The sequence below is a fragment of the Micromonospora sp. NPDC048894 genome (assembly GCF_040649765.1).
GTDB classification, from domain to species: Bacteria; Actinomycetota; Actinomycetes; order Mycobacteriales; family Micromonosporaceae; genus Micromonospora; species Micromonospora antibiotica.
The window spans coordinates 754,219-780,404 of sequence record NZ_JBEZFY010000001.1 but is presented as its reverse complement, the minus strand read 5'-3'; the positions used below and the strand labels follow the sequence as shown (position 1 = coordinate 780,404).

The following is a 26,186-nucleotide window of genomic DNA, read 5'->3' as shown; positions in this document are numbered from 1 at the left end:
CGCCCGGGTCGGCCGCAACCCCACGGGAAGCCCTCCGGGCAGTCCCGCCTGCCCCTTCGGGCACCACCCCACCACCGCCGGCGGTCGTCACCCTACTGCGGCCGGGCCGACAGCACCCGGACGTCGAGCCCACCGGAGCAGCGCCGGACCACCGCCGCCACGCTCTGCTCGTGGCTGGTCCGCACCGGGTCGACAGTGAAGTACGCCTTGCGGCCCCGGCCGTGGCGCACCACGTAGCTCTCGGCCGTGCCGCCGGCCCACGGGTCCCCGAACGTCTTGAGCACGTTGTAGATCGGGGTGTCCATGTCACTCTCGTCGGTGTAGAACATCACCAGGTCCTTGAACTGCACGTAGTGCGCGTACGCCCCCTCGTCGGTGAGGGTGGCGATGATCCCGGTGTTGTGCGCGTTCAGCGCCGAGTCGATCGTGACCGTGATGAAGACGTACTGCGGGAAGACGTGGATGGTCATCCGGTCGTCCCGGTACATCCGGGGCATCCGCTCCATCGCCGAGCCGATCATGGTGGCGAGTTCGTCCACGTCCACCCCCCACAGGCCGACGAGGGCCTGCGTCTGCGCCCAGGAGTAGAGGCCGGCCAGGTTGGAGTTGGCCTCCGGGTTCAGGGTGAAGGCCACCCCGATCTTGAACTCGCCGTGCTGCCACTGCGGCGCGTCCTCCCCCTGCACCAGCGGCTCCGCGAACCGGACCGACTTCTCCGGGCCGGGGGCCACCACCAGGTCGTCGTCGGACGCGATGTGCCCGAACGCCCGGTCGTACCCGGAGTAGTCGTAGCTGGCCTCCTCCTCGTCCTCGCTCTCCTGCTCGCTCTCCTCCTCCTTGCCCCTGTCCCCATAGCCGTGTGCCTCCGCCGCGAGGGTCTGGCAGGAGGTGACGAAGGCGGGCATCACCTCCGGGACGGACAGCGCCATGACGGCAGCCTGCTGCACCTCCTCCCGCCAGAGCGCGAAGAGCTGAGCGTCGTCGCGCAACTGCTCGGCCAGGGCGGCGAAGTCGTCGTCGTCGCGGAGTTCGACCGGCACGTCCGGGTTGCGGCGGGCGGTCTCCGTCAGTGCCGTGGTCATCGCCCAGTCGTCCCACGGCCGGGGTAGCTGGCGCTCGAACGTGTCCAGCGTCGCCTGCACGTCATCGCCGTGCCGGTAGGTGACCAGCAGGTACTCCAGGCTGCGGATCAGGTCGTGGCGGTCCGGATGCATCTGCGCGATCCACCGGCCGAACATCCGGGTGCCGTAGTCGCCGTCGAGGACGGTGGCGAACTCGACGGACTCGAAGTAGTCCGGGCTCTGCGTGGCATCGTCCCAGTAGTTCTCGCGCCAGGTCATGACCGCTCTTTTCACGTCGGCGACAGTCAACCCGGCCACCCTGCCCCGGGCACCCGCCCGCGGGGTACGCGACCGCCGGCCGCCTTAGGGGCAGTTCCTCCTGCCCCTGCGGGCATGCGGGCCGACGGATGACCCCGACGCCGCCGCCGGGACGCGGCAGCGGCGCCCGGACGCGCGGCACCGCGGCCACGAAGTGGACGACGGCGGCGGCGGTCGTCACCCGTCCCACGCCGAGAGTCGGAAGATCAGTTATCCGTTGCCCCAAGAACAACTCCACCGACGCAACGGATAACTGATCTTCAGCTCCGCGTCAGGCACGTCCCATCTCTTCCGGCCAAGACCACTTCACGTCACCGTCCTATGCCGAAAGTATTGACGCCAACACATGTCAAGACATACCGTTCGTTCGGGGGTCGTCACCGTAAGCGATACAATGATCACAGATCTTGGCGCGCGACAGCCTGACACCTTCCCGGCACGGGTCACCCCGCCCGCGCCCTCGGCACCTGCGCACATTGACCGCAGTTCACGCTGAATTCCCGCCATCCCGCCACGGAAGGACGCACCGTGCCAAAGGATCAGCAACAATGGAGCTGGCAGCAGGACACCCATCCCGCCGTTCTCTACAGTTCCCGCCCGGACGGAACGGTCCAGTGCCACCTCTCCCCCCGAAACTGCGTCATCCGCCCAGGAGCGGTCGGGTTCTGCCGGGTACGCGCCAACCGCGGCGGTGAACTGGTGACGCTCAACTACGGCAAGTCGGTCGCCATGACCGAGGAGACGATCGAAACCGAGGCCGTCTACCACTACGCCCCCGGCGCCCGCATCCTTTCGATGGGAAACATCGGCTGCATGATGAACTGCGACTACTGCCACAACTGGCAGACCTCGCAGGCGCGGTTCGTAGAGGACCAGTCGGTGCATTACTACACCCCGGAACAGGTCGTGCAGAGCGCCCTCGAAAGAGGGATCCAGGTCATCTCCTGGACCTACAACGACCCGGTCGTCTGGCACGAATTCGTCCTGGACACCGCCCGGCTCGCCCGCGAGCACGGCCTGGTCAACCTTTTCAAGTCGGCGTTCTACATCTCGCTCGAAGGGGCCAAGGAACTCTGCGAGGTCATCGACATCTTCAGCATCTCGCTCAAGTCGATGGACCCCACGTTCTACAAGCGGGTGACCAAGGGCCAGCTGCAGCCCGTCCTGGACGCCACGGCCTACGTGTTCGACCGGGGCAAGCACGTCGAGGTTTCCAGCCTGCTGGTCACCGACGCCAACGACACCGAGGGCGACGCGCGGAAACTGTCCCGCTGGGTGCTCGACCGGCTCGGCCCCGACGTGCCCGTGCACTTCGTCCGCTTCCACCCCGACTACAAGTACACCCACGTCGACCGGACCCCGGTCGAGCGGCTGGAACGGGCCCGGGAGATCGCGCTGGAGGAGGGGGTCCGCTACTGCTACCTCGGCAACGTCTACGACAACGAGGCGACGAACTCCTACTGCCCGCACTGCGGTCTGCTGGTGGTCGAGCGGTACGGGCTGATCGCGTCCCCCGTCGGGCTCACCGGGGAGGCCCACTGCCAGGGGTGCGCCAACCCCCTGCCGTTCCGGCTGCTGGCGGCACCGGACAACACCGCCCTCGACATTCTCGACGTCGACGCCGCCGACCTGCACCACATCGAGCACGAGTGGCGCGGCGACGTCAAGGCCGTACACGTGGAGTTGTCCAGTGAGGCGTCCGCGGCGCACGAGGTGACCGTCCGCGTGCTGGGCGGGGCCTCCCACGGCCGCGAGGTCAAGCGGGTGCCCATCCTGCCCGGTTCGCAGTACCGCTTCATCGCGTGCAAGTCCGCCTCGGACGACCGCGGCGTCAGCGTGCAGCTGCCCCCCGGCGTCCACGCCAACCTCTACGAGGTGTACGACCGGGCGCACTTCCCCATCAGCACGGTCCTGGAGATCCAACACTCCAGCGACGCCGTCCCCGAGGCCGCGATCCGACTCCAGGAGACCCGCCGTGCGTAGCGGCACCGACTACTTCGTCGTGCACCTCGACGAGCAGGAGTCCGCGGTGCTGGTCACCGGCAACCACCGCATCGCCCGAATGCCACGGGAGGTGGGTGAGCGCCTGGAACAGGGGATCGAGCACCTGCGTGCCGAGGAACACTCGGCCTGGGAGGCTTTCACGCTGACCCCGGACGCCGACAGCAACGCCGAGACGCTGCGCGCCAGCTCGCTGGCCGACGGCGCGGACTTCGCGGTCAACGTGAACCTGACGAACATCTGCAACCTGGCCTGCACGTACTGCTTCGCCGAGGGCGGCGACTACGGCCGGATGAAGGAAGCCATGGGCGAACACTCCGTGGCGTGGATCTTCCGCTTCATCGACGAGAACGTGGCACCCGGCCAGCGGGTGCGCTTCGAGTTCTTCGGCGGCGAGCCGCTGGCCAACTTTGCCCTGATCAGCAAGATCTGCGAGCGGGCCGAGCGGGTGGCCGACGAACGGGGGGTGACGTTCGTCCACCGCATCTCCACCAACCTCACGCTGATGCCCACCGGCGTCATCGACCTGTTCCGCCGGCACCGGTTCATCGTCTCCGTCTCCCTCGACGGGCCCCGGGAGGTGCAGGACCGCAACCGTCCGTCCAAGAACGGCAGCGGCTCGTACGACCGGATCATGCGCAATCTGTGGACGCTGCGCAGGGAAGCGGGCGACAACGTCATCCTCGTGGCCCGGATGACCATCGCGACGGAGACGCCGACCCTGCTCGACAGCGTGCGCGAGCTGTGGGAACTCAACCTGTTCGACTTCTTCCAGATCTACCCCGGTGTCTATCCGGTCGACCAGCAGGGGCGCAGCGTCGCCCTCACCCTGACCCTGGGCGACAAGGTGCTCAGCAGTCCACGCCAGGTCACCTACGTCAACCACTTCCTGCGGCCCGGCATGATCGAGCAGTTCCGCGACTTCCTGCACGCCTACCCGTCGTTCTTCACGCCCGACAACCGCTTCGCCGGGGTGCTCGAGTACGAACGCACCGCCCAGATGATGATCGAGGGTCTCACCGCGTTGTCGTTCTGTTCCGGCGGGCGGACCTACTACACCCATTCGCCGGACGGCACCATCAGTCCCTGCCACCGTCTCGTCGGCGACGAGGCGTTCGACGTGGGGACCGGCGAGGACGGGCTCACCGTGCCGCACCCGGAATGGCGTCGCACCGTCGACGAGCACCCCGTCTGCGGCCAGTGCTGGGCGCGCTACCTGTGTGGTGGCGGCTGCCGCCAGGAGAACTTCGTCGCGAGCGGGGACCTCAACGTGCTCAACGAGGAGTCCTGCCGGTACCAGCTGATGCTCGCCGAGGAGATGGTCCGGCTGGTGGGCCGGTCCGGCTCGGACTACCGGGACCGGCGGCGCGAGGTCTTCGACGACCTTTTCGTGTCGTGCGGCCGGCCGGTGGTCCCGAACGGTCGGGTCAGCAATGCGCTGCCCGACGTAGCCACGCAACCGTTCACGCCGATTCACTGAGCGAAGCGGAGGAATCGCAGATGTATCAGCCCGAGGGCCAGATCATCCGCCGCAACATCCACACCTACCCCTTCAAGTACCGCTACGTGGACTACGACGACTACTTCCGGCGGCAGAGCGCGGTGCTCTATCTGCACGTGCCGTTCTGCATCAAGAAGTGCGGGTTCTGCGACTACACCGTCTATGTCAACAAGAACGAGTCACACTTCGCGCGGTATGTCGACGCGCTGGAGAAGGAAATCCGCAACTTCGCCACCAACCGCACCTTTCCCGGATTCTCGATCGACGCCGTTTACTTCGGCGGTGGGACGCCCGGAATCCTGACCGGTGAGCAACTGGTCCGCCTGCTCGACGCGTGCCGGGAAACGTTCGAATTCAACGACGGCTGTGAGATCGCCCTGGAATTCGACCCGTCGACCGTCGACCCGCACAAGGTCGAGACACTGGTGGCCGGCGGATTCAACCGGGTGAACGTGGGGGTGCAGGCGTTCGACGACCGGCTCCTGGAGATCTGCAACCGCTCGCACGACGTGGCGACCGCCGAGAACGCGTACCGCATGGTGGTCGACGGTGGGTTCCGGCACACCAACATCGACCTGATCTTCCCGTTGCCGGACCAGTCCCTCGACGACTGGAAGCGCAGCGTGGACCGGGCCATCGAGCTGGAACCGGCCTGCATCACGGCGTACGGCCTGGAGATCTGGCCCAAGACGGCCTTCCACACCCTGATCGGCTCGGGCAAGATGCAGCTGCCGTCGCCGGCCGAGGAAGCCATGATGTACGAGTACGCCATCGACGCGTTGGAGGCCGCCGGATTCCGTCGGCGCAGCTCCACCGGGTACTTCCACCCGGACCGGTGTCCCGATCTGTCCCGCTTCCTGGAATACTACTGGCGCACCTGGCCGATGATCGGTTTCGGGGTGTCGTCAAAGAGCGTGATCCATGACCGCCTCTACGTCAACGTCCAGCCCCTCAAGCGGTACTACGAGATGGTGGACGAGGGCAGGATTCCCATTGACTTCGCCACGGTGCTCACCAAGGAGCAGGAGATGCGGCGGGTCATGATCCGTGGCCTGAAGATGTGTGAGGTATCTCAGACAGAGTTCCTACAGCGCTTCGGCGTACCGATGGAGTCGGTTTTCGGCAGCGAGCTCCAGGAACTGGTGGACAAGGACTGGCTACGCCTGGAGGGCGACCGATACGAGCTGACCAGGGCAGGTCAACTGTATTCGACCAACGTCTATGAGATGTTCTACACCCGGGAGGACCTGAGCCCGGCGGACGGCGACGAGGTCAGATTCGGGATATCTGAGCTTATGGAATAGCCCATACCTGGTAGTGTCCCGCAGTGTCGTAACGCGCGCACTGACGGGGGACGCTGCGATGTCTGTCATGATGGGATACCTGCTGGCCGGGCTGTTGGCCGGGCTGGCAGTAGCGGTGCCACTGGGCGCCATCGGGCTGCTGGTCATCCGCACCGGTCAGGCGCGGGGCCTACGGGTGGGCCTGGCGGCGGCGCTGGGCGTCGCCACGACCGACCTGGTCTTCGCCGCACTGGCGGTCTCGGTCGGCGGCGGCGTCGCCGCCGCCGTCGGGTCGCTCCTGACACCGATGCGGATCATCGCCGGTGCCGTCCTGGTGCTCCTGGGGGCGCGGGAACTGCTCGCCCTGCGTCGGATGAAAGGATCGACGACCCCTGGTGGGCCGACGGATCGTGGCATGCCGACCACCGGGCTGCGCGCCTACCTGCTCCTCCTGGGCCTCACCGCCGCTAATCCACTGACCATCGGCTACTTCGCCTCGGCGGCGGTGGGCATCGGTGGCACGATGTCCTGGGGTGCCGGCGTGCTCTTCGTAGCCGGCATCTTCGCCGCCTCGGCGGGCTGGCAGGGGCTGCTGGTGGGAGTCGGGGCGGTCTCCCGCAAGCTCATGACGCCGAGGGCCGGGCAGGTCCTCACGGCAGTGTCCGGCACCCTCATGATCGTTCTGGGCATCTACGCCGCGAGCGACCCGTACCTCTGATCCGCCCGCGACAACACGGACCGCTCAACGGCCTGCAACACCGCCCCACCGCCGTCGACGACGCCGTCATGACCCGCATCGCGGCTTTGACGGCGTCGTCGGAGTTCGGGCAGCAGGTTCACCGTGGGCGGCGATCCGACAGCGGTGGTCCCGCAGCCGGTCGAAGTTCATCGACGATCGGCACTTTGCCCGCTGGACCTCAACTGGTGCCCCCGGCAGGATTCGAACCTGCGACACACGGTTTAGGAAACCGATGCTCTATCCCCTGAGCTACGAGGGCGCGAGCGCCTAGTCTAGCGACCGGCGGGTTCACCTGGGGTGGCAGGGAGTGGCCCACGTTCGCCCGCAGCACCCGGACCGCCGTTCGCCCAGCCCAGGACCACAGCTCGAGCACACGAACCCCCGTTTGCGACCACGAGCGGCTGCGGTGACCCGCGTCGGCACCGGATGACCCGGGTTGGCATCCGCTGGCGAGCACACGTCGCGCACATGATCGAAGATCAACGACATCCCTCAGGCTATCCACCTTCGGCGTCGCCGTCATAGGAGCACGGAGCGCTCATCCCCGGAGTCGCTCGGGTCGCCCTATGTCTGCAGCCATCGCCGAACCGCCAAGCGTGAGTCGACGACCGACGCCGCCGAGAAACCACTCTCGCAGCAGCTCGACGACCCGCACGAGCAGGTACGCCGCCGCGACGAACAAGATGATCCGCCACGCCCAGGCGCCCGCCGTGCGTACCCCCGGGGGAGCCCGTCGTCGACGGTGCCTGTCCGCTCCTCGGCCGGGACCGGCGCGGTCGTGCCGCCGATCGGTGGGCCGCCGGTGAACGCCGGCGGTTGCCACCCCCGCCGCACCGGGACGAGACGACTTCGCGCCCGCCGTCGCGCGGTGTCGACCCAGGTGGTGCCGAATTCCGGGGTGGGGGGAGGTGTCACTTTCATCGAGATCCTCTATGTACTGCGGGGTTGCCCCATTGCTCTTGCACGGCGGGACGGGGAAGGGAACGCGGCCGGTGTCGGGTATTGCCGGGAGAGGGGGTCAGTCGACCCCGCCGAGGACGGGCAGTGCCTCCGGTCGTGCGGCGCCGTGCGGCATCCAGTAGCCGGACGGCGGCAGGTCGCCGCGCATCCTCACCAGCTGCCCCACGTTCGTCATCTCCAGCAGCCGCCGGGTGTGGCGTCTGGGCCGGCACACGACCAGGGCCGCGTCGGCCGTGAGGGCGACGTGCGCCCGGGCGAGGAAGTTGAGCAGCGTCGAAGAGGCGAAGGTGACGTCGCCCAGATCCACGACGACCTCGGACGGGGCCACGGCGGAGAGCCGGTCGACCACGCCCGACAATGCCGGGTCGGCGTCCATGTCGATCTCACCCGCCAAGCACACCAGGGCGGCAGGAGGTCGCGGGGAGGTCAGCACGGTGATGACGAAATGGTCACCGGACACCTGAGCCATCAGCCTCACCTCGGCATGAGTCACCTGATGCCGGGGGCTTGGGCAACGACCGCGAAGGGCCGCAGCTCGACACTACCGCCGCATGACCCGATGCGCGAACGCTCGGACGGTCGGGGCGTCCGAAGGTCGCCATGCGTTGGCGTCGATTCGGGGCTAGGCTGGCCGAAACACTTCGCGCGTTCTGCTGCCCCAGTCCTCCGGCGGCACCGCACCGGGAAGGTGCCGCTGTGCTCGATCCAGATGTCATGACTTCCTGCCCACTGTCACCGCCCAACCTCGGCGGGCCGGCCAACCGCGCCGTCGGTGCGAGTCGTGAATGACCGCGTCTCGTACCTCAGGAACCTCATCCTGCGGCAGCCCCCCGGGCCCGACGGCAGGGACGACCTGCTGCGGCGGGTGTGCGATGTCGCCGCGCGGGAACTGTCGGCGTCCGGGGTCGGGATCAGTGTGATGACGGAGGACGGGATCCGGGCGGTGACCGCCGCGTCCGACCCGGCCAGCGAACGCCTTGAGGAGTTGCAGTCCATGTTCGGTGAGGGGCCCTGCGTGGACGCCTACACCAGCCGCCGTCCGGTGCTGATCTCCGATCTCGGAGACCTCATGGTCAAGGAGGGTGGTCGCTGGCCGTTCTACGCTCCCGCCGCCCACGCCGACGGTCTCCGCGCGGTGTTCGCGTTCCCGCTACAGATCGGCGCCACCCGCCTCGGCGTCCTGGATGTGTTCCGGGACCGCGCGGGGCGGTTGCCCGCTGCGGAGTTCGCCGACGCCCTCGCCTTCGCCGACCTCACGGTGACCGCCCTGCTCGACCGGCAGGAACAGGCGGAGAGCAGCGGCATCGCCGACATGGACGACGACGCGGCCGAGTACCGTGCGGAGTTGTTCCAAGCTCAGGGCATGGTCATGGTGCAGCTCGAGATCCCCCTCGGTCAGGCGATGGCGCGGATCCGTGCCCACGCCTACGCGGAGAACCGCCGCCTCAGCGACGTGGCCCGAGACATCGTCGCGCGCCGGCTGCGGCTCGACCGCGACGGGCCGTAACCCGGAGGATCCCCCATGACCGCCCACAGCTGGACACGCCGGGAGGCACGCATGACCATCGTCTCAGCCGAACGGATGGCGACGATCTTCGTCGAGGTCGCTGACACCCTGGTGGACGATTTCGACCTGATGGACTTCCTGCACATGCTCACCGATCGGGCGGCCGGCCTGGTCGGCGCGGCGGCGGTGGGGCTCGTCCTCGCCGGCCGGGACGGCCGGCTCGAGTTCATGGCCGGCTCGAACGAGAACGTCAAACTCGTGGAACTGTTTCAGCTGCAGACCCACGAGGGTCCCTGCCAGGAAGCCTTCCGGACCGGTGCGCCCGTCATCAACGTCGATCTGGACGAGGCGAGCGACCGGTGGCCCCGGTTCGCGCCCCGGGCCACCGCAGCGGGTTTCCAGTCGGTGCACGCGTTCCCCTTGCGGCTGCGCACGCAGGTGATCGGGGCCTTGAACGTCTTCGGCGACGTCAAGGGCGGCGACTTCGCGGGCACCGATGTGCCGGTCATGCAGGCCCTGGCAGACGTCGCCGCGATCGGACTGCTGCAGGAGCGCGCCATCCGACGGGGTGAACTCCTGACCGAACAGCTGCAAGGCGCATTGAACAGCCGCATCGTCATCGAGCAGGCCAAGGGCGCGGTCGCGCAGGCGACCGGCCTTGATGTCGACGAGGCGTTCGCCGCCATCCGCGGCTACGCCCGGCGTCACCACCGCAAACTGACCGAGGTGGCCCACGGCGTCCTCAGCGATCCCGCGATGCTCGCCCACATCCTCGACGCGTAGCGGACGACTGTCCGGCCGGCGGCGATCCGCGGTCCCGCCTCAACGGCATTCGCGCAGAGGCGCGCCGATCCGGTGCAAGGCGCCGCAGCACCTAACGGTACGACCTGTGGCTCACGCGGGGCAGCCGGGCTCTGATACCGCCGCTGCCATCGGTGCCGGCCGGCATCTCGGTACGAGGTGTCTCTCGGGCCGGGTTGGCGACGCTCTCGGGCGGTTACGGGTTGGTGCGGCGGGCGGCGAGGCGTGCCGCGTCGGGCCAGCGGACGTCGTGGGCCCAGCCGAGCTTCTCGAAGAGCCAGATCAGCCGGGCGGCGGGATCGATCTGCCCGCGCAGCACACCGTGGCGGGCGCCGGTGGGGTCGGCGTGGTGGGAGTTGTGCCAGCTCTCCCCGAATGACAGGACCGCCAGCGGCCAGAAGTTCGTGGCCTTGTCCTTGCTGGCGAACGGCCGCTGACCCACGACGTGACAGATCGAGTTGACCGACCAGGTGACATGGTGCACCACCGCCATGCGGACCAGCCCGGCCCAGAAGAACCCGGTCAACGCCCCGGCCCACGAGCCACTGACGAGACCGCCGATCACCGCCGGGAGCAGCAGCGACGCGGCCACCATCGGTCCGAACAGTCGGTCCACGACCCGGATGTCGCGGTCGGCGAGCAGGTCAGGGGCGAAGCGGGCCTTGTTGGTGATCTCCCGATTCAGCAACCATCCCAGGTGGGAGTGGAGCAGCCCCTTGGCCAGCGCGGCGACACCGGTGCCGTAGCGCCACGGCGAGTGCGGATCGCCCTCCCGGTCGGTGAACGCATGATGGCGGCGATGGTCGGCCACCCACTTGGTGGGGCTTCCCTGCACGGCGAGACTGCCGGCCACCGCCAGCGCGATGCGCAGGCCCCGGCGGGCCTTGAACGATCCGTGGGTCAGGTGCCGGTGGAACCCGACCGTCGCGCCGGCCATCGCGATCACGTAGCCCGCGACGGCCATCGAGGCGTCCAGCCCGGACAGACCGTGGCCCCAGGCCAGCGGCACCGCCGCGATCAGCGCCGCGACCGGCAGCACCAGGAACACCCACAACATCACGAGGGAGCCGGCCGACTGGGTGCCCTCGATCAGCGGCTTCGGCGCCGGACGGGGCACACTCGCGCGGACGGTGGACAGTTCTACGCTCATCACCACATACCTTCCGAGACCGGTCCGGTGATCACGTACGTCCGCTGCGGAGCGCTCCAGCGTGTGATCCCGAACTGGAGGACTGACGAGGGGAAGGCCGCGAGGTCTGGGCAGCCGTCCGCTGGCGTTGCGGTAGAAGGCACCGCGTTGCCGGCGCATGTTGGAGTCGATGACTCCGATACAGAGATGCCCTTCAGCCACCGGGCGAAACACCGCCCGTCTCGACTTGGCCGTGATCCTTCCGAGGTGGCGGTGGGGTCGTGGTGGTCACGAATGGCCCGGCCAGAACAGGCGCGCCCTCCGTCTGCCACGGCGAGAGTCGGTAGATCGGTGCGCATGTGCAGGGTCTGGGCGAAGACGTAGCTGTCGTCGGCGTCGGTCTTGCGTTCGCCGCGGTGACCAGTGCGGCGTTGACGGCACTCATGACCAGGTAGTAGGTCGGGCACCGCTCGAGCAGACCCGCCTGCCGCACCCGGCTCAACAGTTCGGCGTAGTCGCTGCCGCGACGGCACCGCGACCCTGGCTGCGCCGCTCCGATGGTCTGGTCGATGATGCTCATGGATCCTCCCGGCATGGACGCGCAGCACGTCGCCGGGGCCTGGGGCGAATGCCCCCAGCTTACTCCGCCGCCGGTGCGGCAGGGCGGTGCGGCGATCGTGCCATCGCCCCGATGAGCGCGGCCACCGGCACGGTGGCGATACCGATCCGGGCGTCGCTGGCCCCGTACGGCAACCACAGATCGCCGGCGTGGACGAGCCCGCCGCAGGAGTAGACGACGTTGGGCACGTATCCGTCCCGGTCGGCCTCGTCGGGTGACAGGAGCGCGCCGGGAAGCCGTGCGAGGACCCGTTCCGGTCGGTGCAGGTCCAGCAGGAGCGCGCCGATGGCGTACCGGCGCATCGGGCCGACACCGTGGGTGAGCACCAGCCAGCCGTCGTCGGTTTCGATGGGGGATCCGCAGTTGCCGACCTGGATCAGTTCCCAGCCGTCCCGCGGGGCGTGCAGCGGCACCGGTTCCTGCCACCGGTTCTCACCGTCCAAGCAGGTCAGGCCGAGGGTCTCGCCGTCGGCGCGGCACAGGGCGAGGTGCCGGCCGCCGACGGTACGGGGGAACAGCGCGACGCCCTTGTTGCGGACACCCGGCCCGCGCATCGGGGTGCTCTCGAAGCGGCGCAGGTCGCTGCTGGCCAGCGCGCGGGTGGCGATGCGCCGTCCGTCGTAGGCGGTGTAGGTGGCCCGGTACAGGGGTCCGGACTCGTCGGTGAACCTGACGAACCGGGCGTCCTCCATGCCGTTGCTCTCCGCCGGAACGGCCGGCCAGAGCACCCGTTGGTGCAGGGCGGTGTCGGCGGGGAAGGTCGTGGCGTAACTGGCGGCGTTGGTGCGGCGTACGTGTTCGAGGGTGTCCGGTCCGGTGCTGCGGGAGAGCAGATCGGGTGGCAGCTCGCCGAGCACCCGCTCGAAGGTGGCCTCGTCGTACCGATCGGGCAGGGCGTCCAGCACGGTGGCGGTGACCTCGTTGTCGCAGTCCTCCTCGGTGAGGCCGGCGGCGAGAAGGTCCCGGCGGTGTCGTACGGCCATCCGCTGTCCGACGACCGGTGGGCCGGACCGGTCGGCGACGGCGAGCCGGCGCCCGGGGCCGAGGACCGCGGTGGCGAACCCGATGGACGACCGGTGGCCCTCGCCGATCTGGCGCAGGCTGATCGCGACCCGCAGCTGCCCGGCGTCCAGACCGCTCTGGTCGGGGTGGACCGTCATCGACGGGTTGCACAGCGCGGCGGCCTCGACCGCGTACTCGTGACTGAAGTAGGCGCCGACCAGGAGACGCACGGCGGGCGAGAGGTCCCAGGCCCGGGCGGCGCGGTGCCGGACGAGGTCGTAGTGGTGGTGGAACGTGCCGTCCAGGTCGCGGTGCCGACCGCCGAAGCGGTCGAAGGTGTCCCGCAGCAGCCGGCCGGTCTCCTCCTCGTCGAGGTGCGCGACGCGGGCGATGAGCGCCGCCGCGCGGCTGCGTACCAGGGCGGCGTCCTCACCCGGGACGAAGAGCTTGATGATCACCCGGCGTGGATCCGGGGTGAGGACGACGTCCTGCCGGACGGCGAGGGTCCCGGTCACGACCATCGCCGGGCGTGCTGGAGGGTGGAGATCAGCGCGAGGGTCGACTCGGCGCCCTGGTTGAGGTTGGGTCCGTGCGTGGTCAGCCCGTCGTAGCCGCCGCCGGTCGCCGGGTCCCACATCCGTGTGCCGACGTCGTTGTCACCGAGGAACCATCCGACAGCCTGCCGCACCCCGGCCTCCCAGGCGGGGTCGCCGGTGACCGTGGCGGCGGTGGCGCAGGCGTCGGCGAACGCGGCGACCTCGATCGGCTGCTGGTCGTGGCGGGGCCGCGGCGCACCGCGTTCCCAACCTCCGTCGGGTACGACCGACAGGTGCCCGTCGCGGAGTTGGACGTCGCGCAGCCAGGTCAGCATCCGCAGGCCGTCGTCGAGGAGTGGGCCGTCGTGGCGCAGCTGGCTGGCGGCGATGACGACCTCCGCGAGGGCCGCGTTGGCATAGGTCAGCCGTGACTGTGGCCAGGGCCAGCGCGCATCGGATCCCGGGGCGCCGATCGTGCTGGCCGCGTCCCCCAGCAGTGCGGCGGCATCGGCGTGGCCCGGGTGGCGGCGCAGTACCTCGGCCGCGCCGAGCCCGGCGAAGGCCATCGCGTGCGGGGTCGGGGCGCGTCTGGTGGCGCCCCGGCTGAAGGCGACCAGCGCCTCCTCCCTGATCCAGGGCGCGGGACTGCGGGCCGCGGCGGTGCCGAGCCCCCACAGCGCGCGACCCCACCAGTCGCCGAGCCCGGGCTCGTCGGCCCAGCGCCGGTCGTGGCCGAGCCGGTTGTGAAAGGCACCGCCGACGCCCTGGGCGTGGGTCAGGAAGGCGAGATAGCGCTCGGCGAGCCGGAGCACCTCGTCGGTGGGCTCCGGCTCGCGGCTGGTGACGACCAGGCCGCGGGCGACGTCGTCGGTGCAGTAGCCGTGCTCGCGGCGGACGATCGCGTGCCGGGCGTGCTCGAACAGGCCGGTGTCGTCACTCAACCGGCTCAGGTGCGCGAAGCTCGGCCGGGGCGTCGGATGTCGGCGGTCGCTGCCCGGCGTGCTGGACAATCCGGTGGTCGCGGTCACGCCGACGCCGCGCTGACCGCGGGACGGCGGGCGGCGACGAGCCGCTCGGCGAGCGCGCCGTAGCGGGCCGCCACCGCGGGCCAGCGCAGGTCCGCGGCCAGCGGCCGGACGCGACCGGCAAGCCGCGCGCCCAGGCCCGGTTCGGTCAGCATCCGCCGGATCGCGTCGGCCAGCGCCGCCGGATCCTGATGGGGTACGACCAGACCGGGGCCACCGGTGAGCAGCTCGACGGCGTGCGGGAAGGCCGTGGCCACCACGGGCACCCCGGCGGCCACCGCCTCGATGAGCACCCCCGAGGTGACCTGTTCGCGGGAGTCGTAGGGCAGGACGACCACGTCGGCGGAGCGGATCAGCCGGCCGAGGGTGGCCTGGTCGTGGTAGACGTTCTGGTAGTCCACGGCGTGCGCGACGCCCAGCTGCGCGCCGAGCCGGTGCAGCCCCGCCCGGTACGCCTCCCCCTGGTGCTCGACCACCTTGGGGTGGGTCCGGCCGGCGACGGTGTAGGTGGGGGTCGGGTCGAGGTCCTGCAACCGCGTGAGGGCCCGCAGGGACCACTCGACGCCCTTGCCGGGACCGAGAAGTCCCCAGGTCAGCAGGTGGGGCCGGGTACGGCGGTCGGCGGGTACGCCGACCTGCTCAGCGGCGCCGTGCGGGATGACCGTCACCTTGCCCGGACGTACGGTGTAGCCGACGAGCAGCCGGTCACGTGCCGTGTCGGTCATCGTGACGACCGCTCCGGCGGCGGTGACGATCTGCTCCAGCAGGGACTTCTGCCGGGCCGAGGGCCGGCGGAGCACGGTGTGCAGGACGACGATGCTCGGCACGGTGAGCCGGCGCAGCAGCGGCAGGACGTCCTCGCCGTCGGCGCCGGGGTAGATACCGTACTCGTGCTGGACGACGGCCACGTCGAAGGCGTTCAGGGCCGTCGCGGCGTCCCGCCAGCCGGCCTGGGTACGGGTCGACCAGGTGTGCACTACCCCGGGTCCGGCCCGCAGGTCGTCACCGCGGTCGGCGACCCGGACGATGCCGCCGCGCGTACCGTCGGCGGTCAATTGGGCGGCGAGGGCGGAGTTGAAGGTGGCCAGTCCACACCGGGTCGGTGGGTGGGTGCTGAGGAATCCGTAGCTGAGCATGGGTGTCGGGCCTTCCGGTTGTCGGCCGCCTCGAAAGTGCGGGAACGGCCTCACGCGGTGTCGGCGCACGCCGGCCAGCGTGTGTGGCCGGCGGAACGGGTTCGTGGGCGGGAGTCGGATTCAGCGGTGCGATCAGCGGATGACCTGGTCGTAGACCGCCAGGTAGTCGGTGACCATCCGGTCCGCGCCGAAACGCTGCCCGGCGCGGGACCGGCAGGCGGCCCGGTCCAGCCCGACGGCCCGGGTGACGGCGTCGACGGCCTGCTCGACGGTCTGCACGAGGAACCCCGTCACCCCGTCGTCGACGACCTCCGGCATGGACCCCCGCGACCAGGCGACGACCGGCGTGCCGCAGGCCATCGATTCCACCACTGACAGCCCGAACGGCTCGTCGAAGGCGATCGGGTGCAGCAGCGCGGTGCTCTCGCCCAGCACCTCGGCACGGCGGCGAGGGCCGACCGAGCCGAGGAAGACGACCTGGTCGCCGTCGATGTGCGGGGCCACCTGCTCGGCGAAGTACCGCTCGTCCTGCACGATGCCGCAGATGGTCAGCGGCCGGCCGGCACGACGGGCGATCTCGATGGCGGTGTGGGTGCCCTTGTCGGGATGGATCCGGCCGAAGGCGGCCAGTCCTGGGCCGGCGTCGCGGGTGAACGGCAGCCCGGTGAGGTCGACGCCGTGGTGCACCGTGGCGACGTAGTCGAGGTCCGGGCTCCGGTCGGCGTCGGAGATCGACACGTAGGACGAGCGGGCCCGGGCGTACGCGGGGAGGATGCCCGCGCCGGAGAAGCCGTGCACGGTGGTGAGCAGCGGAGCGCGGCAGTGCTCGGCGAAGGCCAACGGCAGCCAGTCGAGGTGGCTGTGCACCAGGTCGAACTGCCCGGAGCGGGACATCGCGTGGGAGACGTGCATCGCCTCCCACACCCGGCCGTCCATGCCCGGATCGTCGGCGTATCCCCGGGGACAGACGCCGTCGAGTGCGGCGGAGGTGACCGAGTCGAGCGTCGCGAAGAGGGTCACGTCCACACCACGGGTGACAAGTCCTTCGGCGAGCAGTCCGGTCACCTGTTCCCAGGGACCGTAGTGGTGGGGAGGAGTCCGCCAGGCGACCGGACCGAGCAGGGCGACCCTCACGGGGACGGCGCGTCGGCGAGGTCGGCCGGATCGAGGCGCAGGGTGGCGAGCAGCCCCGCGTGCTTGGCGGGGTCCACCCGTTCCGGTAGTTCCCGCTCGACCCAGTCGGCCCTGGTCTGCTGGCCGCGCTCGCGCAGCGCCGCAACGATCCTGTATCTGGCGATCTTCATCGTCTGCCCCTCGAGAAGCCGTTCCGGACGGTCATGGTCACGGGTGGTGGTGTGCAGGCCCTGGTCGAATCCCGTCACCGGGGTGCCGAGACGCGGCGGGCGGTCGACCTGTCGTCGTGACCGGCGAATGGTGCGGGAGTACCACGATCCCCCAGGACCCCGGGAAGCGGTCAGCTTTCGGCAAACGTCGTGATGAGCACCAGCGGCAAAAGCAGGACGGTCACCAGGAGGAACACCCGCAGGCGGAGCGCGCGGACGTCGAGGGCCCGCGGTACCCGTACCCCGAATGTCGAGGGGCCGGATCTCTCGCTGGCTGGCGGCGAGGGCCCGCCAGCGGCGATCGGACGAACGGCCATGACAGTCTCTCCTGGTGATCTCGACAACTCGGCCCCGGGCGCCTGAGCGGTCCCGGCCGACGACCGGTCAGCGGAGCGTCCCGGCTCTCAGCTGGGCCAGCGAGCGCTTCAGCAGCCGGGAGACGTGCATCTGGGACAGCCCGACCCGGGTGGCGATCTGCGCCTGGGTCAGGTCGCCGTAGAACCGCATGGTCAGGATCCGACGTTCACGGGCGGGAATCGCCGCGAGGAGCAGTCGGAGGGTGAGGTGGTCGTCCACGGCTGCGTATGCCGGGTCGGCGGCGCCGATGAGCGCGAGACGCTCGATGCCGTCGGCCCCGGGTCGTGGCTCGTTCAGCGACGGCAGGCGATAGACGTCGAAGGTGGCGACGGCGGCCGCGAGTTGGGCGACGGTCACCTCCAGATGGTGGGCGAGCTCGCCGTCAGTCGGTTCGCGACCGTGCTGCTGCCCGAGCTCGCCCCGGGCTTCGGGCACCCGGGCGCTCAGTTCCTGCGCTGCTCGCGGCACCCGGATCGCCCAGGCCGTGTCGCGGAAGTGGCGCCGGATGCTGCCGAGGATGGTCGGAATGGCGTAGCTGGCGAACGGCACGCCCCGGTTGGTGTCGTATCCGTCGACGGCTCTGATCAGGCCGACCGCGCAGACCTGAGCCAGGTCCTCGTAGGACTCCCCGCGACCGGTGTACCGGCGGGCGAGTCGACCCGCCATCGGCAGGTTCGCCTCGATGATCCGGTTCCGCAGTCGCGCACGGTCGGGATCGTCGGCGTTCAGGGCTGCGCGTCGACGCAACAGTTGTTCGCTGTCCCCGATAGCCGGGCTCAGCGTCGGAGGGGAGGAAACGGCTGTGGGTGTCACGGCGGAGGTGACCATTTGTTCCAACGCCCCTAACGGGCTGGTGGCGGCGAGACTGGCGGCCACCGGGGACCCGGGCGACACCGTAACCGTACGCCTTCATCTCCCCGACCGACACTCGGAAGGCTCTGGGAAGCGCACTCGGGTGTCGAACCCGGTCGTCAGCCGGACCGGTGGGTGACTGGCCCCGGCACGAGCTGCTCGGAACCGTCGACGATCGCCTGGGACAGTTCAGACAGTCGACGGTTGCGGCTGCGGGCACCGTCGCGCAGGATCGCGAAGGCTTGGCCCACGTCCACCTGTAGGCGTTCGGCGAGAACCCCCTTGGCCTGTTCGATCAGGACGCGGCTGTTCAGGGCGGTCTGCAGCTGTTCGGTGAGGATGTCCCGCCGGTGGATGGCGCGGTGCTGCAGCAGTCCGATGGTGGCCACGTCGGCGAGCGCCTGACCGATGCGGAGCTTGTCCTCGTCGAGGGCCCCGCGGCCGGACGTCGAAGAGGTTCAGCGCGCCGATGACCTCGGAGCGCAGGCGCATCGGCAGGGCGTGCACCGCGGCGAAGCCGATCTCGGCCGCGGCGGCGGTGAACCTCGGCCATCGGGCCGTTTTCAGGGTCAGGTCGGCGACCGACACCGGTTGCCCGGAACGGAAGGAGTCGAGGCAGGGCCCCTGGTCGGTCTGGAGCTGGAACAGCTCCAGCAGTCGGGTGCGTTCGGAGGAGGCGGCGACCACCTGCAGCGTGTCCCGTTGGTCGGTCAGGAGCAGCCCGGCCGCCGACACACCCAGCAGCTCGACACACCTCTCGGTCAGCACGTGCAGGAACTCGATCACGTCGAAGTCGTCGACGAGAGTGTCGGCCATCTCCACGAAAACGTCGGCCAGCGGGGTCTCGGCCATGTCAGTCACCTCGTCAATCAATGGTTCCACCGGTCACCCGACGGGATGGTCCGTGCGACGCCGTCCTGGCGCCGATTCCCTTGTTCACTCATCTCGGTCACCAGGTGTCCCGGCCGGTCCGAGATGCAGGCGCCGGGCGACGACATCAGCTGCCACGTCCCGCAGGCACCGGTCCTGGGAGTACGCGTAGGCGCGCAACCAGATGAGCGCCACCGCCGCGGTCAGCCCCAGCTGAACCGTGATCATGCCCGTCGCCTGGTGCACCTCGGGGTGGTGCAGGCCGGCCCCCTCGGGCCACTGATCGTCCCGGTCCACCCCGTGACGCGTCGCGTCGTCCAGCAGCACCGCGCATGCCGTGTCCGCCAGGACCAGCGCGTCGGCCAGTTGCTCCGCCCCGAGGTCACCGGCGCGGGCCCGGTAGAGGTCCAGGACACCGAGGCGGATCCCGCCCACCCGTAGTGGCAACGCGAAAACCGCGCCGGCCCCGGCGAGCACCGCAGCGGGCGCGAACACCGGCCACCGGTTCCGGCACTCCGGCACGGTCAGATCGGTGACCAGGACAGGTCCGCCGGTGGTCGCGTCCACGCATGGCCCCTCCCCGAGGGTCAGGGTCAGGTCTTCCAGCTCCGACGCGGTCCGGTCCGTGGCGTACACCAGCTTGCGCGGCGTGGCATCGAGGATCACCGCGACGGCGGCGGAGTCGACGCCCGCGACCGAGCCCGCCGCCGCGCAGACATGATCGACCGCGACAGCGCCACCCCGGGCGGCATCGACGAGAACAGCCCACAGCCGCAGCCGACGGTCGGCGGATCGCCGCGCCCCGGATTGCCCTTGCCCACTGCCGACTCCGACCCGGATCAGTCGAACGGACGCGCTGCCATACCGCGCCGCGGTGCCGGGCGACGGTCACACCGTACTCCCGCATGACGCCACGGCGCGACCGGCGACCCACCGGACCTGCGGACGGCTCCGGCGGCAGACGAGCCGGTCGCGGAAGCGTACGCTTACGGTGTCGCTCGGGACCCCGGTGGCTGACAGTCCGCCGCTGGCGGACGCACCCCCACCGATCGAGGTCACCGTGTCGGCCACCCGCCGCACCCCATGCACCGGTCAGGTCGCCGGATCTCCGTCGCATTCCTGGCCAGGCACCCCCCTCGCACCGGCACGTCGGACCGCGACAGTCCGTCGCAGGCCCGCCATCATCCAGACGCGCCAGCGCACCACGGCGTCCAGGCGCGCCAGATCTTCATCGGAAGGCGGCGGTTCGTGATGACCGCACCTCGGAACAGTCATGTTCAATCCTTCTCGCCGGGCGCCCGTGGCGGCACCGATGCTTCCCGCGCGGTACCCCCGCGACCGTCGGTGAAGCGCTCACGGATCGGGGGCCTGTGGGTCGCTGCCGTGGTGTTCGCGTTCGTGCTCCTGCTGCTCCTGGTCTTCGTACTGCAGAACGGGCAACGTGCCGAGGTGTCGTTCCTCGGCGCTCACGGCACCTTGCCGATAGGGGTGGCGCTGCTGCTGGCCGCGGTCTTCGGGGTCCTGCTCGTCGCCCTGCCCGGCACCGCCCGGATCGTGCAGTTGAGGATGCTCGGCCGTGCCGGCACGCGGCCCGACGGCCCGGCCGGGTCCGGTCCGACTCCTCCGTCGACGACCGGCATCGCTCGCGTCCCGCTGCCGCCCCGCCCGACCCGGGAGGACGGATGAGCCATGTCCGTCACCACGCGACCAGCCCCCACGCCCCCCGAGTCGGCGCCGTCCGCGCCCCGGCTCGTCCTCGCCCCTGTCCGGGATCGGGCGATCCTGGACGGCGGGTGGTGGCCGCAGTCCCGGGACCCGGCCGCCGAACTCCCCGGTCTCGTCCTCGCCCTGTCCGAACGCCATGGTCGGATCCGGCATCTCATGCTCAACCTCCGCACCTGGGAAAGCCGTATCCGCCGGTTGACCATCGGACCGGACGTGGTCCGGATCGGCTGGTTCGACACCCTCGACCCCGCCCTGTTGGTCGCCACCACTGGCCGCGACGTCCAGGTCGACTTGCTGGTGGCGCCGCCCGGCATGCCACGCGCGGCAGCCGAGTGGGCGATGGCGGCCGCCGCCGACCCGACCAACCTCAGGCGCGCGCCCGACATCCTGGCCAGCGCACCGGTCGGGCCCCAGGCCGCGGCGACGACCGGCTCCGACGCGTACGGAGTGTGGGACAACGAGGGTGGCAGCACCGGGCACGACGCGTGCTGTACGCAGTGCTGGCTGACCGAGCCGAGCAGCATCCCGGCGAAGGCGCCGTGTCCCCGGCTGCCCACCACCAGCAACTGCGCACGGTCCGCGGCGTCCAGCAGCGCCTGAGCCGGAGGCCCTCGTACCACGTGGGTGGTGAACTGGACGGGCGCACCTCCTCTGGCCACGTCACGATGACGTGCGGGTCCATGACCGTGCCGCCGGCGGCGACCCGGCGCACGGTGTCGATGAACTGCTCGGTGTTGGTGACCCGGTCCTAGAGCAGTTGCCGATGGCGCCTTGCCCGCCGGCGAGCAACTCGCGGGCGTAGAGCTGCTCGACGTACTGGGACAGCACGAGGACGGGAGGCCGGTTCGCTGGCGGCGGGCCTGCAGGCCCTCGTCGGTGTAGGTGGGCGGCAACCCACAGCAGCGCCGCCGCCAGCCCGACGCTCCGAGCATCAGCATCGGCACGACCGCGCCTGCCTCCTCGTCCATGAACAGGAGCATGCCGAGGTTGATCAGGGTGGCCGTAGTCGGACGGGTTGCGGGCCGCCAAGGCGTGGCCAGGGGGGCCGTTGCTGGTCTTCCACATCTTCGTGGCCTGCCAGGACACCCCTCGCTCGCGCAGGATCCGCCGGATCGTTTCGACTCTGATCGCCGTGACTGAGCCCGACTCGATCAGGTAGTCACGCAGCTTGGCCAGTAACCAGCAGGAGAACGGCTGGCCGAGGGAACGGAGGCCGCACCGGGTGAATGACGCAGACCCAATCGCGGGTCTGCTCATCGATTCGTCTCGGTGCGGCCCCCACTCCATTTTGGTCACCTCAACAGGGGGCATGTCCGGCGCCGGTTGCCCCTGGGCGGACATCGCCGACGATCGCCCTGCGCCGCATCGGCCATCGATACCCCGACAGGTCCTGAGAACCCCGACCGATTACACGATCAACGCTCAGGACGAGGCACTAGGCGATTTGGCGCCTACGCCGGACCAGCCGGTGGCTCATCACGATGAGCATTCCACCGAGGCCGAGCATGGTCAGTGCGACCGTGGCGTAGGTCGAGATCCGGCTGCCGGTGACGGGCAGCATGCCCTTACGGACCGTGATGCTTGCCGAGGCAGGAGAGCCTGGACCGCTTTCGATCGAGGTAGCGGCCGTCGTGTTGACCTTCTTCCCCGCGGTCTTGCCGGTGACGTTCACCGACACCGTGCAACTCTCGTTGGCAGGCAGGGTCGCTCCGGCCAGGCTGATGCTGCTGCCGCCGGAAGTCGCGGTGACCGTGCCGGAGGCGCAGTTGGTCTGCGCGGCGTTGGGATTGGCGACCACCAGACCCGAAGGCAGGTTGTCGACGAAACCGACTCCGGTCAGCGACGTCGCCGGGTTGGGGTTGCGGAGGGTGAAGCGCAGGGACGTCGTCCCGTTCAGGGGGATGGTGTCGTCCCGGAATGCCTTGGCGAGCGTCGGTGCTGCGACAGCGCCGACTGTGATGCTTGCCGAGGCAGGAGCACCGGGGCCGCTCTCGTTCGAGTCCACCGGGCCGCTCGTGTTGACCTTCGTACCGCTGGTCGTAGCGGTGACGTTCACCGAGAACGTGCAACTCCCACCAGCCGGCAACGTCGCACCAGCCAAACTGATGCTGCCACCACCAGCCGTCGCCGCGATCGTGCCACCACCACACGAACCAGTCAGACCATTCGGAGTGGCCACCACCAACCCCGCAGGCAACGCGTCAGTGAAACCGACCCCGGTCAGCGGCGTATCCGCGTTCGGGTTGGTGAGGGTGAAACCCAGCGCGGTCGTCCCGCCAACCGGAATGGTCGCGTCATCGAAAGCCTTGGCGATCGTCGGTGGCGCGACGACCGCCGCGCCGACGGTGACGGTTGCCGAGGCAGGGGCGCCCGGACCACTCTGAACCGAGGTGACGGCAGTGGTGGTATTGACCTTCGTTCCGGTGGTTGTGCCGGTGACGTTGACTGACACGGTGCAGCTTGCGTTGGCCGGCAGGGTGGCGCCGAACAGGCTGATGGTGCTGCTCCCGGCAGTCGCAGTGATCGTGCCGGAGGCGCAGTCGGTCTCCGCGCCATTGGGAGTGGCGACCACCAGCCCCGCAGGAAGGTTGTCGACGAAGCTGACACCGGTCAGCGTCGTGTTCGCGTTGGGGTTGGTAAGGGTGAACTCCAGCGCCGTCGTTCCGTTGAGCGGGATGGTGGGGTCCTGGAATGCCTTGGCGATCGTCGGTGCTCCCGCAACCCTGACGGTGATGCTCGCCGCGGCGGGGGTGCCCGGGCCGCTCTCGTTCGAGTCCACCGGACTTGTCGTGTTGACCTTCGTACCGCTGGTCGTGCCGGTGACGTTCACCGAGAACGTGCAACTCCCACCAGCCGGCAACGTCGCACCAGCCAAACTGATGCTGCCACCACCAGCCGTCGCGGCGATCGTGCCACCACCACACGAACCAGTCAGACCATTCGGAGTGGCCACCACCAACCCCGCAGGCAGCGCATCGGTGAAATTGACTCCGGTCAACGGCGTGCTCGCGTTGGGGTTGCTGAGGGTGAAGCTCAGCGATGTCGTCCCGTCTGCGGCGATGGTCGTGACCCCGAAGGCTTTGGAGATCGTCGGTGGTGTGGCGACGGCAACCGTGACGCTTGCCGAAGCGACGGCACCGGGGCCGCTCTCGTTCGAGTCCACCGGGCCGCTCGTGTTGACCTTCGTACCGCTGGTCGTAGCGGTGACGTTCACCGAGAACGTGCAACTCCCACCAGCCGGCAACGTCGCACCAGCCAAACTGATGCTGCCACCACCAGCCGTCGCCGCGATCGTGCCACCACCACACGAACCAGTCAGACCATTCGGAGTGGCCACCACCAACCCCGCAGGCAACGCGTCAGTGAAACCGACCCCGGTCAGCGGCGTATCCGCGTTCGGGTTGGTGAGGGTGAAACCCAGCGCGGTCGTCCCGCCAACCGGAATGGTCGCGTCATCGAAAGCCTTGGCGATCGTCGGTGGCGCGACGACCGCCGCGCCGACCGTGACGGTCGCCGACGCGACGGCGCCCGGACCACTCTCGTTCGAGTCCACCGGACTTGTCGTGTTGACCTTCGTACCGCTGGTCGTAGCGGTGACGTTCACCGAGAACGTGCAACTCCCACCAGCCGGCAACGTCGCACCAGCCAAACTGATGCTGCCACCACCGGCCGTCGCGGCGATCGTGCCACCACCACACGAACCAGTCAGACCATTCGGAGTGGCCACCACCAGCCCGGCGGGTAGCGCATCGGTGAAAGTGACCCCGGTCAACGAGGTACCCGCGTTGGGGTTGGTGAGAGTGAAACTCAACGACGTCGTCCCGCCAACCGGGATCGTCGCATCTTCGAAGGCCTTCGAGATGGTCGGGGGCGCGATGGATGCGGCACAGAACGGTCGCGTGATCGTGTTGTGGATCAGCGTGACGGCACCGTTGCGGGCCAGCACCCGTCCGGCGACGGTGGCTCCCTCGCCCAGAGTCGCCGACTGCAACGCCAGGATGCTTCCGACGAAGACGGTCCGGGTGTTCAGGGTCGCCGAGCTGCTGACCTGCCAGAACACGTTGCACGCCTGGGCGCCGTTGACCAGGCTGACCCGGCTGTCAACCGCGGTGATCAGATCGGACCCCGCCTGGAAGATGAACACCGAGTTGGGATCGTTCTGCCCGTCCAACGTGACGGTGCCGGTCAGAGACATGGTGGCGGGTGACGTGTACACCCCGGCGACCAGGGTTTGCCCGCCGAGTTCGCCTACCGTGCTGGTCGTGGGCTCGGCCGCGGCGAAGTTGTACGCCGTGGTCAGATCGGACTGGGCCTGCATCGCCGCTGCGTCACCGACGTGCGTGGCGCCGTTCACCACGGGAGCCCCGGTGACTGACGTGCCCGGCCAGACACCCAGGTCCCCGTTGATGACCGAAGGACCGACGGGGGGCGGAACGTCGGTGACCGCCTGACCGGCCAACACCCCATAGGTCTCGGCAGTCCCCAACGGCACCGGAGACTGAGCCCAGGCCGGCGCCCCCGAGACGCCGACAAGGATCGTCGTAGCGACGACGGCCCCCGCCATCAACGTCGCAGTGGACCGACGACGCACGCGATACGCGAGCGAAACGGATCTCGACACGGATTCCCCCACCAATAGAGCCCGCCAGCGGGCAGAGATTCAGAACGCGAAAGCTGTACCGACGCTCGCGATGAGCATCCCAAAAGCCTCGGGCCGGAGTGTATCGGTGCAAAGGTGTTTAAAAACGACCAAATGCGCTAAAACGGCAGTAACCAGATAGGTCTTCATATCGCTCGGCCAGTCCTGCTGGCCGCGTCTCAAAGCTCGGGTCGGAGCAATGAGTTGATCGCGGCGACGCGAAGCGTGGCCTGGTCGCTCACAGCGAGATGATCGAACGTGGCGGCCATCGCCCGGCGGTGTTCGAGCTGGTTGAAGCCGCACTCGACAGGGTGACGCTGGCGGCAGGCGGTGGGGTCGAAGTCGGCGGTCGGCCACCCTTGGACCCTCTTTGTGCCCGCTTGCGCCTGACCAACCCTGATCGAGATCGTGGCCGGGCTGCCGCCCGGCGCACGGTTGGCGGGGGCGCTGTACACCTTGCCCGCGAGGACCCCGTCGGGCCGGGTGCGGGTCGACTGCCGTCGGGCCGGGGGAACCCCGTATGCGGGCGAGCGGCACACGGGTCCACCCGCCACTTCTGCGCGCCGCCATGCCCCGGTCGAACCGGCCTCTGCTGCGCTGGCTCGCAATCCCCGCGATCGGCCCTGGCCGGCCCCCCGGTCGGCCCAGACTAGGGCAAGAGGCATGTGAGCAGGCCGGAAAGGAGCGCTCCGTGACGCCGGGTTCGGCGAATGAAGGATCAGGCGTAACTCAACAGGCCACGAGGCCGTGACTGAATTCGGCCCGGCACCGCAGGCGGCCAC

20 protein-coding genes, 1 tRNA gene and 4 pseudogenes are annotated in these 26,186 nt (G+C 69.5%); 8 read left to right on the top strand and 17 right to left on the bottom strand.

Features of this window, described 5'->3' with window-relative positions; all coding sequences use genetic code 11:
• Positions 1-92: 92 nt before the first annotated feature.
• The gene (locus AB0C22_RS03720) at positions 93-1,340 is read right to left on the bottom strand and encodes a hypothetical protein (RefSeq protein WP_208565738.1); all 1,248 of its coding nucleotides are present in this window, start codon (positions 1,338-1,340) and stop codon (positions 93-95) included.
• 567 nt (positions 1,341-1,907) lie between these two features.
• Here AB0C22_RS03720 and amrS point away from each other — a divergent pair.
• The 4 genes from amrS to AB0C22_RS03700 are packed head-to-tail and all read left to right on the top strand — an operon-like array spanning position 1,908 to position 6,882.
• Complete coding sequence (gene amrS, locus AB0C22_RS03715) at positions 1,908-3,362, top strand: AmmeMemoRadiSam system radical SAM enzyme (protein ID WP_219466679.1); 1,455 nt, start codon at positions 1,908-1,910, stop codon at positions 3,360-3,362.
• Positions 3,355-4,860, top strand: coding sequence for a radical SAM protein (locus AB0C22_RS03710; protein ID WP_219466675.1), 1,506 nt, complete (start codon positions 3,355-3,357; stop codon positions 4,858-4,860). The genes amrS and AB0C22_RS03710 overlap by 8 nt, the downstream gene beginning before the upstream one ends.
• 20 nt (positions 4,861-4,880) lie before the next feature.
• A complete protein-coding gene (locus AB0C22_RS03705; protein ID WP_208565735.1) occupies positions 4,881-6,185 on the top strand; it encodes a coproporphyrinogen-III oxidase family protein in 1,305 nt (434 codons plus the stop codon).
• Positions 6,186-6,243: 58 nt separating this feature from the next.
• Positions 6,244-6,882: a LysE family transporter gene (locus AB0C22_RS03700; protein ID WP_219466668.1), complete on the top strand. Its 639-nt coding sequence runs from the start codon at positions 6,244-6,246 to the stop codon at positions 6,880-6,882.
• A 204-nt stretch (positions 6,883-7,086) separates the two neighbouring features.
• On the opposite strand, the gene AB0C22_RS03695 is transcribed toward AB0C22_RS03700, so the two are convergent.
• Positions 7,087-7,162, bottom strand: a tRNA-Arg gene (locus AB0C22_RS03695).
• Between the two features lie 759 nt (positions 7,163-7,921).
• Complete coding sequence (locus AB0C22_RS03690) at positions 7,922-8,332, bottom strand: STAS domain-containing protein (protein WP_357533278.1); 411 nt, start codon at positions 8,330-8,332, stop codon at positions 7,922-7,924.
• A 312-nt stretch (positions 8,333-8,644) separates the two neighbouring features.
• Here AB0C22_RS03690 and AB0C22_RS03685 point away from each other — a divergent pair, with 312 nt between their 5' ends.
• Both AB0C22_RS03685 and AB0C22_RS03680 read left to right on the top strand, forming a co-directional pair.
• Complete coding sequence (locus AB0C22_RS03685; RefSeq protein WP_357533276.1) at positions 8,645-9,370, top strand: GAF and ANTAR domain-containing protein; 726 nt, start codon at positions 8,645-8,647, stop codon at positions 9,368-9,370.
• Positions 9,371-9,385: 15 nt separating this feature from the next.
• On the top strand, positions 9,386-10,153 hold the full coding sequence (locus tag AB0C22_RS03680) for a GAF and ANTAR domain-containing protein (protein WP_357533274.1): 768 nt from the start codon (positions 9,386-9,388) through the stop codon (positions 10,151-10,153).
• A gap of 214 nt (positions 10,154-10,367) precedes the next feature.
• Here AB0C22_RS03680 and AB0C22_RS03675 read toward each other — a convergent pair whose 3' ends face one another.
• The 11 genes and pseudogenes from AB0C22_RS03675 to AB0C22_RS03625 all read right to left on the bottom strand — a co-directional run bounded on the left by AB0C22_RS03675 (position 10,368) and on the right by AB0C22_RS03625 (position 19,811).
• On the bottom strand, positions 10,368-11,321 hold the full coding sequence (locus AB0C22_RS03675; RefSeq protein WP_357533272.1) for an acyl-CoA desaturase: 954 nt from the start codon (positions 11,319-11,321) through the stop codon (positions 10,368-10,370).
• A gap of 193 nt (positions 11,322-11,514) precedes the next feature.
• Positions 11,515-11,880, bottom strand: a complete 366-nt coding sequence (locus AB0C22_RS03670) for a hypothetical protein (protein WP_357533270.1) — start codon at positions 11,878-11,880, stop codon at positions 11,515-11,517.
• Between the two features lie 59 nt (positions 11,881-11,939).
• A complete protein-coding gene (locus AB0C22_RS03665; RefSeq protein WP_357533268.1) occupies positions 11,940-13,442 on the bottom strand; it encodes a glycoside hydrolase family 130 protein in 1,503 nt (500 codons plus the stop codon).
• Complete coding sequence (locus tag AB0C22_RS03660; protein WP_357533358.1) at positions 13,433-14,467, bottom strand: glycosyltransferase; 1,035 nt, start codon at positions 14,465-14,467, stop codon at positions 13,433-13,435. Before AB0C22_RS03660 ends, AB0C22_RS03665 begins: the two co-directional genes overlap by 10 nt.
• A 14-nt stretch (positions 14,468-14,481) precedes the next feature.
• Complete coding sequence (locus AB0C22_RS03655) at positions 14,482-15,618, bottom strand: glycosyltransferase (protein WP_357533266.1); 1,137 nt, start codon at positions 15,616-15,618, stop codon at positions 14,482-14,484.
• A 132-nt stretch (positions 15,619-15,750) separates the two neighbouring features.
• Entirely contained in the window at positions 15,751-16,752 is a 1,002-nt protein-coding gene (locus AB0C22_RS03650; protein ID WP_357533264.1) for a glycosyltransferase family 4 protein, read from the bottom strand.
• A complete protein-coding gene (locus AB0C22_RS03645) occupies positions 16,749-16,922 on the bottom strand; it encodes a hypothetical protein (protein ID WP_357533262.1) in 174 nt (57 codons plus the stop codon). The genes AB0C22_RS03650 and AB0C22_RS03645 overlap by 4 nt, the downstream gene beginning before the upstream one ends.
• A gap of 423 nt (positions 16,923-17,345) precedes the next feature.
• A complete protein-coding gene (locus AB0C22_RS03640; protein ID WP_357533260.1) occupies positions 17,346-18,194 on the bottom strand; it encodes a SigB/SigF/SigG family RNA polymerase sigma factor in 849 nt (282 codons plus the stop codon).
• A 95-nt stretch (positions 18,195-18,289) separates the two neighbouring features.
• Positions 18,290-18,559: an ANTAR domain-containing protein gene (locus AB0C22_RS03635; protein ID WP_357533258.1), complete on the bottom strand. Its 270-nt coding sequence runs from the start codon at positions 18,557-18,559 to the stop codon at positions 18,290-18,292.
• 103 nt (positions 18,560-18,662) lie between these two features.
• Positions 18,663-18,986: pseudogene (locus AB0C22_RS03630) on the bottom strand (GAF domain-containing protein); the annotation flags it as partial.
• 120 nt (positions 18,987-19,106) lie between these two features.
• Positions 19,107-19,811: a GAF and ANTAR domain-containing protein gene (locus AB0C22_RS03625; RefSeq protein WP_357533356.1), complete on the bottom strand. Its 705-nt coding sequence runs from the start codon at positions 19,809-19,811 to the stop codon at positions 19,107-19,109.
• A gap of 612 nt (positions 19,812-20,423) precedes the next feature.
• On the opposite strand from AB0C22_RS03625, the gene AB0C22_RS03620 reads away from it, so the two are divergent.
• On the top strand, positions 20,424-20,726 hold the full coding sequence (locus AB0C22_RS03620; RefSeq protein WP_357533256.1) for a LapA family protein: 303 nt from the start codon (positions 20,424-20,426) through the stop codon (positions 20,724-20,726).
• A gap of 3 nt (positions 20,727-20,729) precedes the next feature.
• Positions 20,730-21,104, top strand: a pseudogene (locus AB0C22_RS03615) (DUF5994 family protein); the annotation flags it as partial.
• 128 nt (positions 21,105-21,232) lie between these two features.
• On the opposite strand, the pseudogene AB0C22_RS03610 reads toward AB0C22_RS03615, so the two are convergent.
• The 3 genes and pseudogenes from AB0C22_RS03610 to AB0C22_RS03600 all read right to left on the bottom strand — a co-directional run.
• Positions 21,233-21,370: pseudogene (locus AB0C22_RS03610) on the bottom strand (universal stress protein); the annotation flags it as partial.
• 59 nt (positions 21,371-21,429) lie between these two features.
• Positions 21,430-21,658 (bottom strand): annotated as a pseudogene (locus AB0C22_RS03605) (DNA-binding response regulator); the annotation flags it as partial.
• Between the two features lie 542 nt (positions 21,659-22,200).
• A complete protein-coding gene (locus AB0C22_RS03600; RefSeq protein ID WP_357533254.1) occupies positions 22,201-25,251 on the bottom strand; it encodes an ice-binding family protein in 3,051 nt (1,016 codons plus the stop codon).
• Positions 25,252-26,186 lie beyond the last annotated feature (935 nt).

Coding starts and splice junctions, on each gene's coding strand:
- AB0C22_RS03720 (WP_208565738.1), bottom strand. CDS start 1,340: ATGACCTGGCGCGAGAACTACTGGGACGATGCCACGCAGAGCCCGGAC.
- AB0C22_RS03705 (WP_208565735.1), top strand. CDS start 4,881: ATGTATCAGCCCGAGGGCCAGATCATCCGCCGCAACATCCACACCTAC.
- AB0C22_RS03700 (WP_219466668.1), top strand. CDS start 6,244: ATGTCTGTCATGATGGGATACCTGCTGGCCGGGCTGTTGGCCGGGCTG.
- AB0C22_RS03690 (WP_357533278.1), bottom strand. CDS start 8,332: ATGGCTCAGGTGTCCGGTGACCATTTCGTCATCACCGTGCTGACCTCC.
- AB0C22_RS03680 (WP_357533274.1), top strand. CDS start 9,386: ATGACCGCCCACAGCTGGACACGCCGGGAGGCACGCATGACCATCGTC.
- AB0C22_RS03675 (WP_357533272.1), bottom strand. CDS start 11,321: ATGAGCGTAGAACTGTCCACCGTCCGCGCGAGTGTGCCCCGTCCGGCG.
- AB0C22_RS03670 (WP_357533270.1), bottom strand. CDS start 11,880: ATGAGCATCATCGACCAGACCATCGGAGCGGCGCAGCCAGGGTCGCGG.
- AB0C22_RS03665 (WP_357533268.1), bottom strand. CDS start 13,442: ATGGTCGTGACCGGGACCCTCGCCGTCCGGCAGGACGTCGTCCTCACC.
- AB0C22_RS03655 (WP_357533266.1), bottom strand. CDS start 15,618: ATGCTCAGCTACGGATTCCTCAGCACCCACCCACCGACCCGGTGTGGA.
- AB0C22_RS03645 (WP_357533262.1), bottom strand. CDS start 16,922: ATGAAGATCGCCAGATACAGGATCGTTGCGGCGCTGCGCGAGCGCGGC.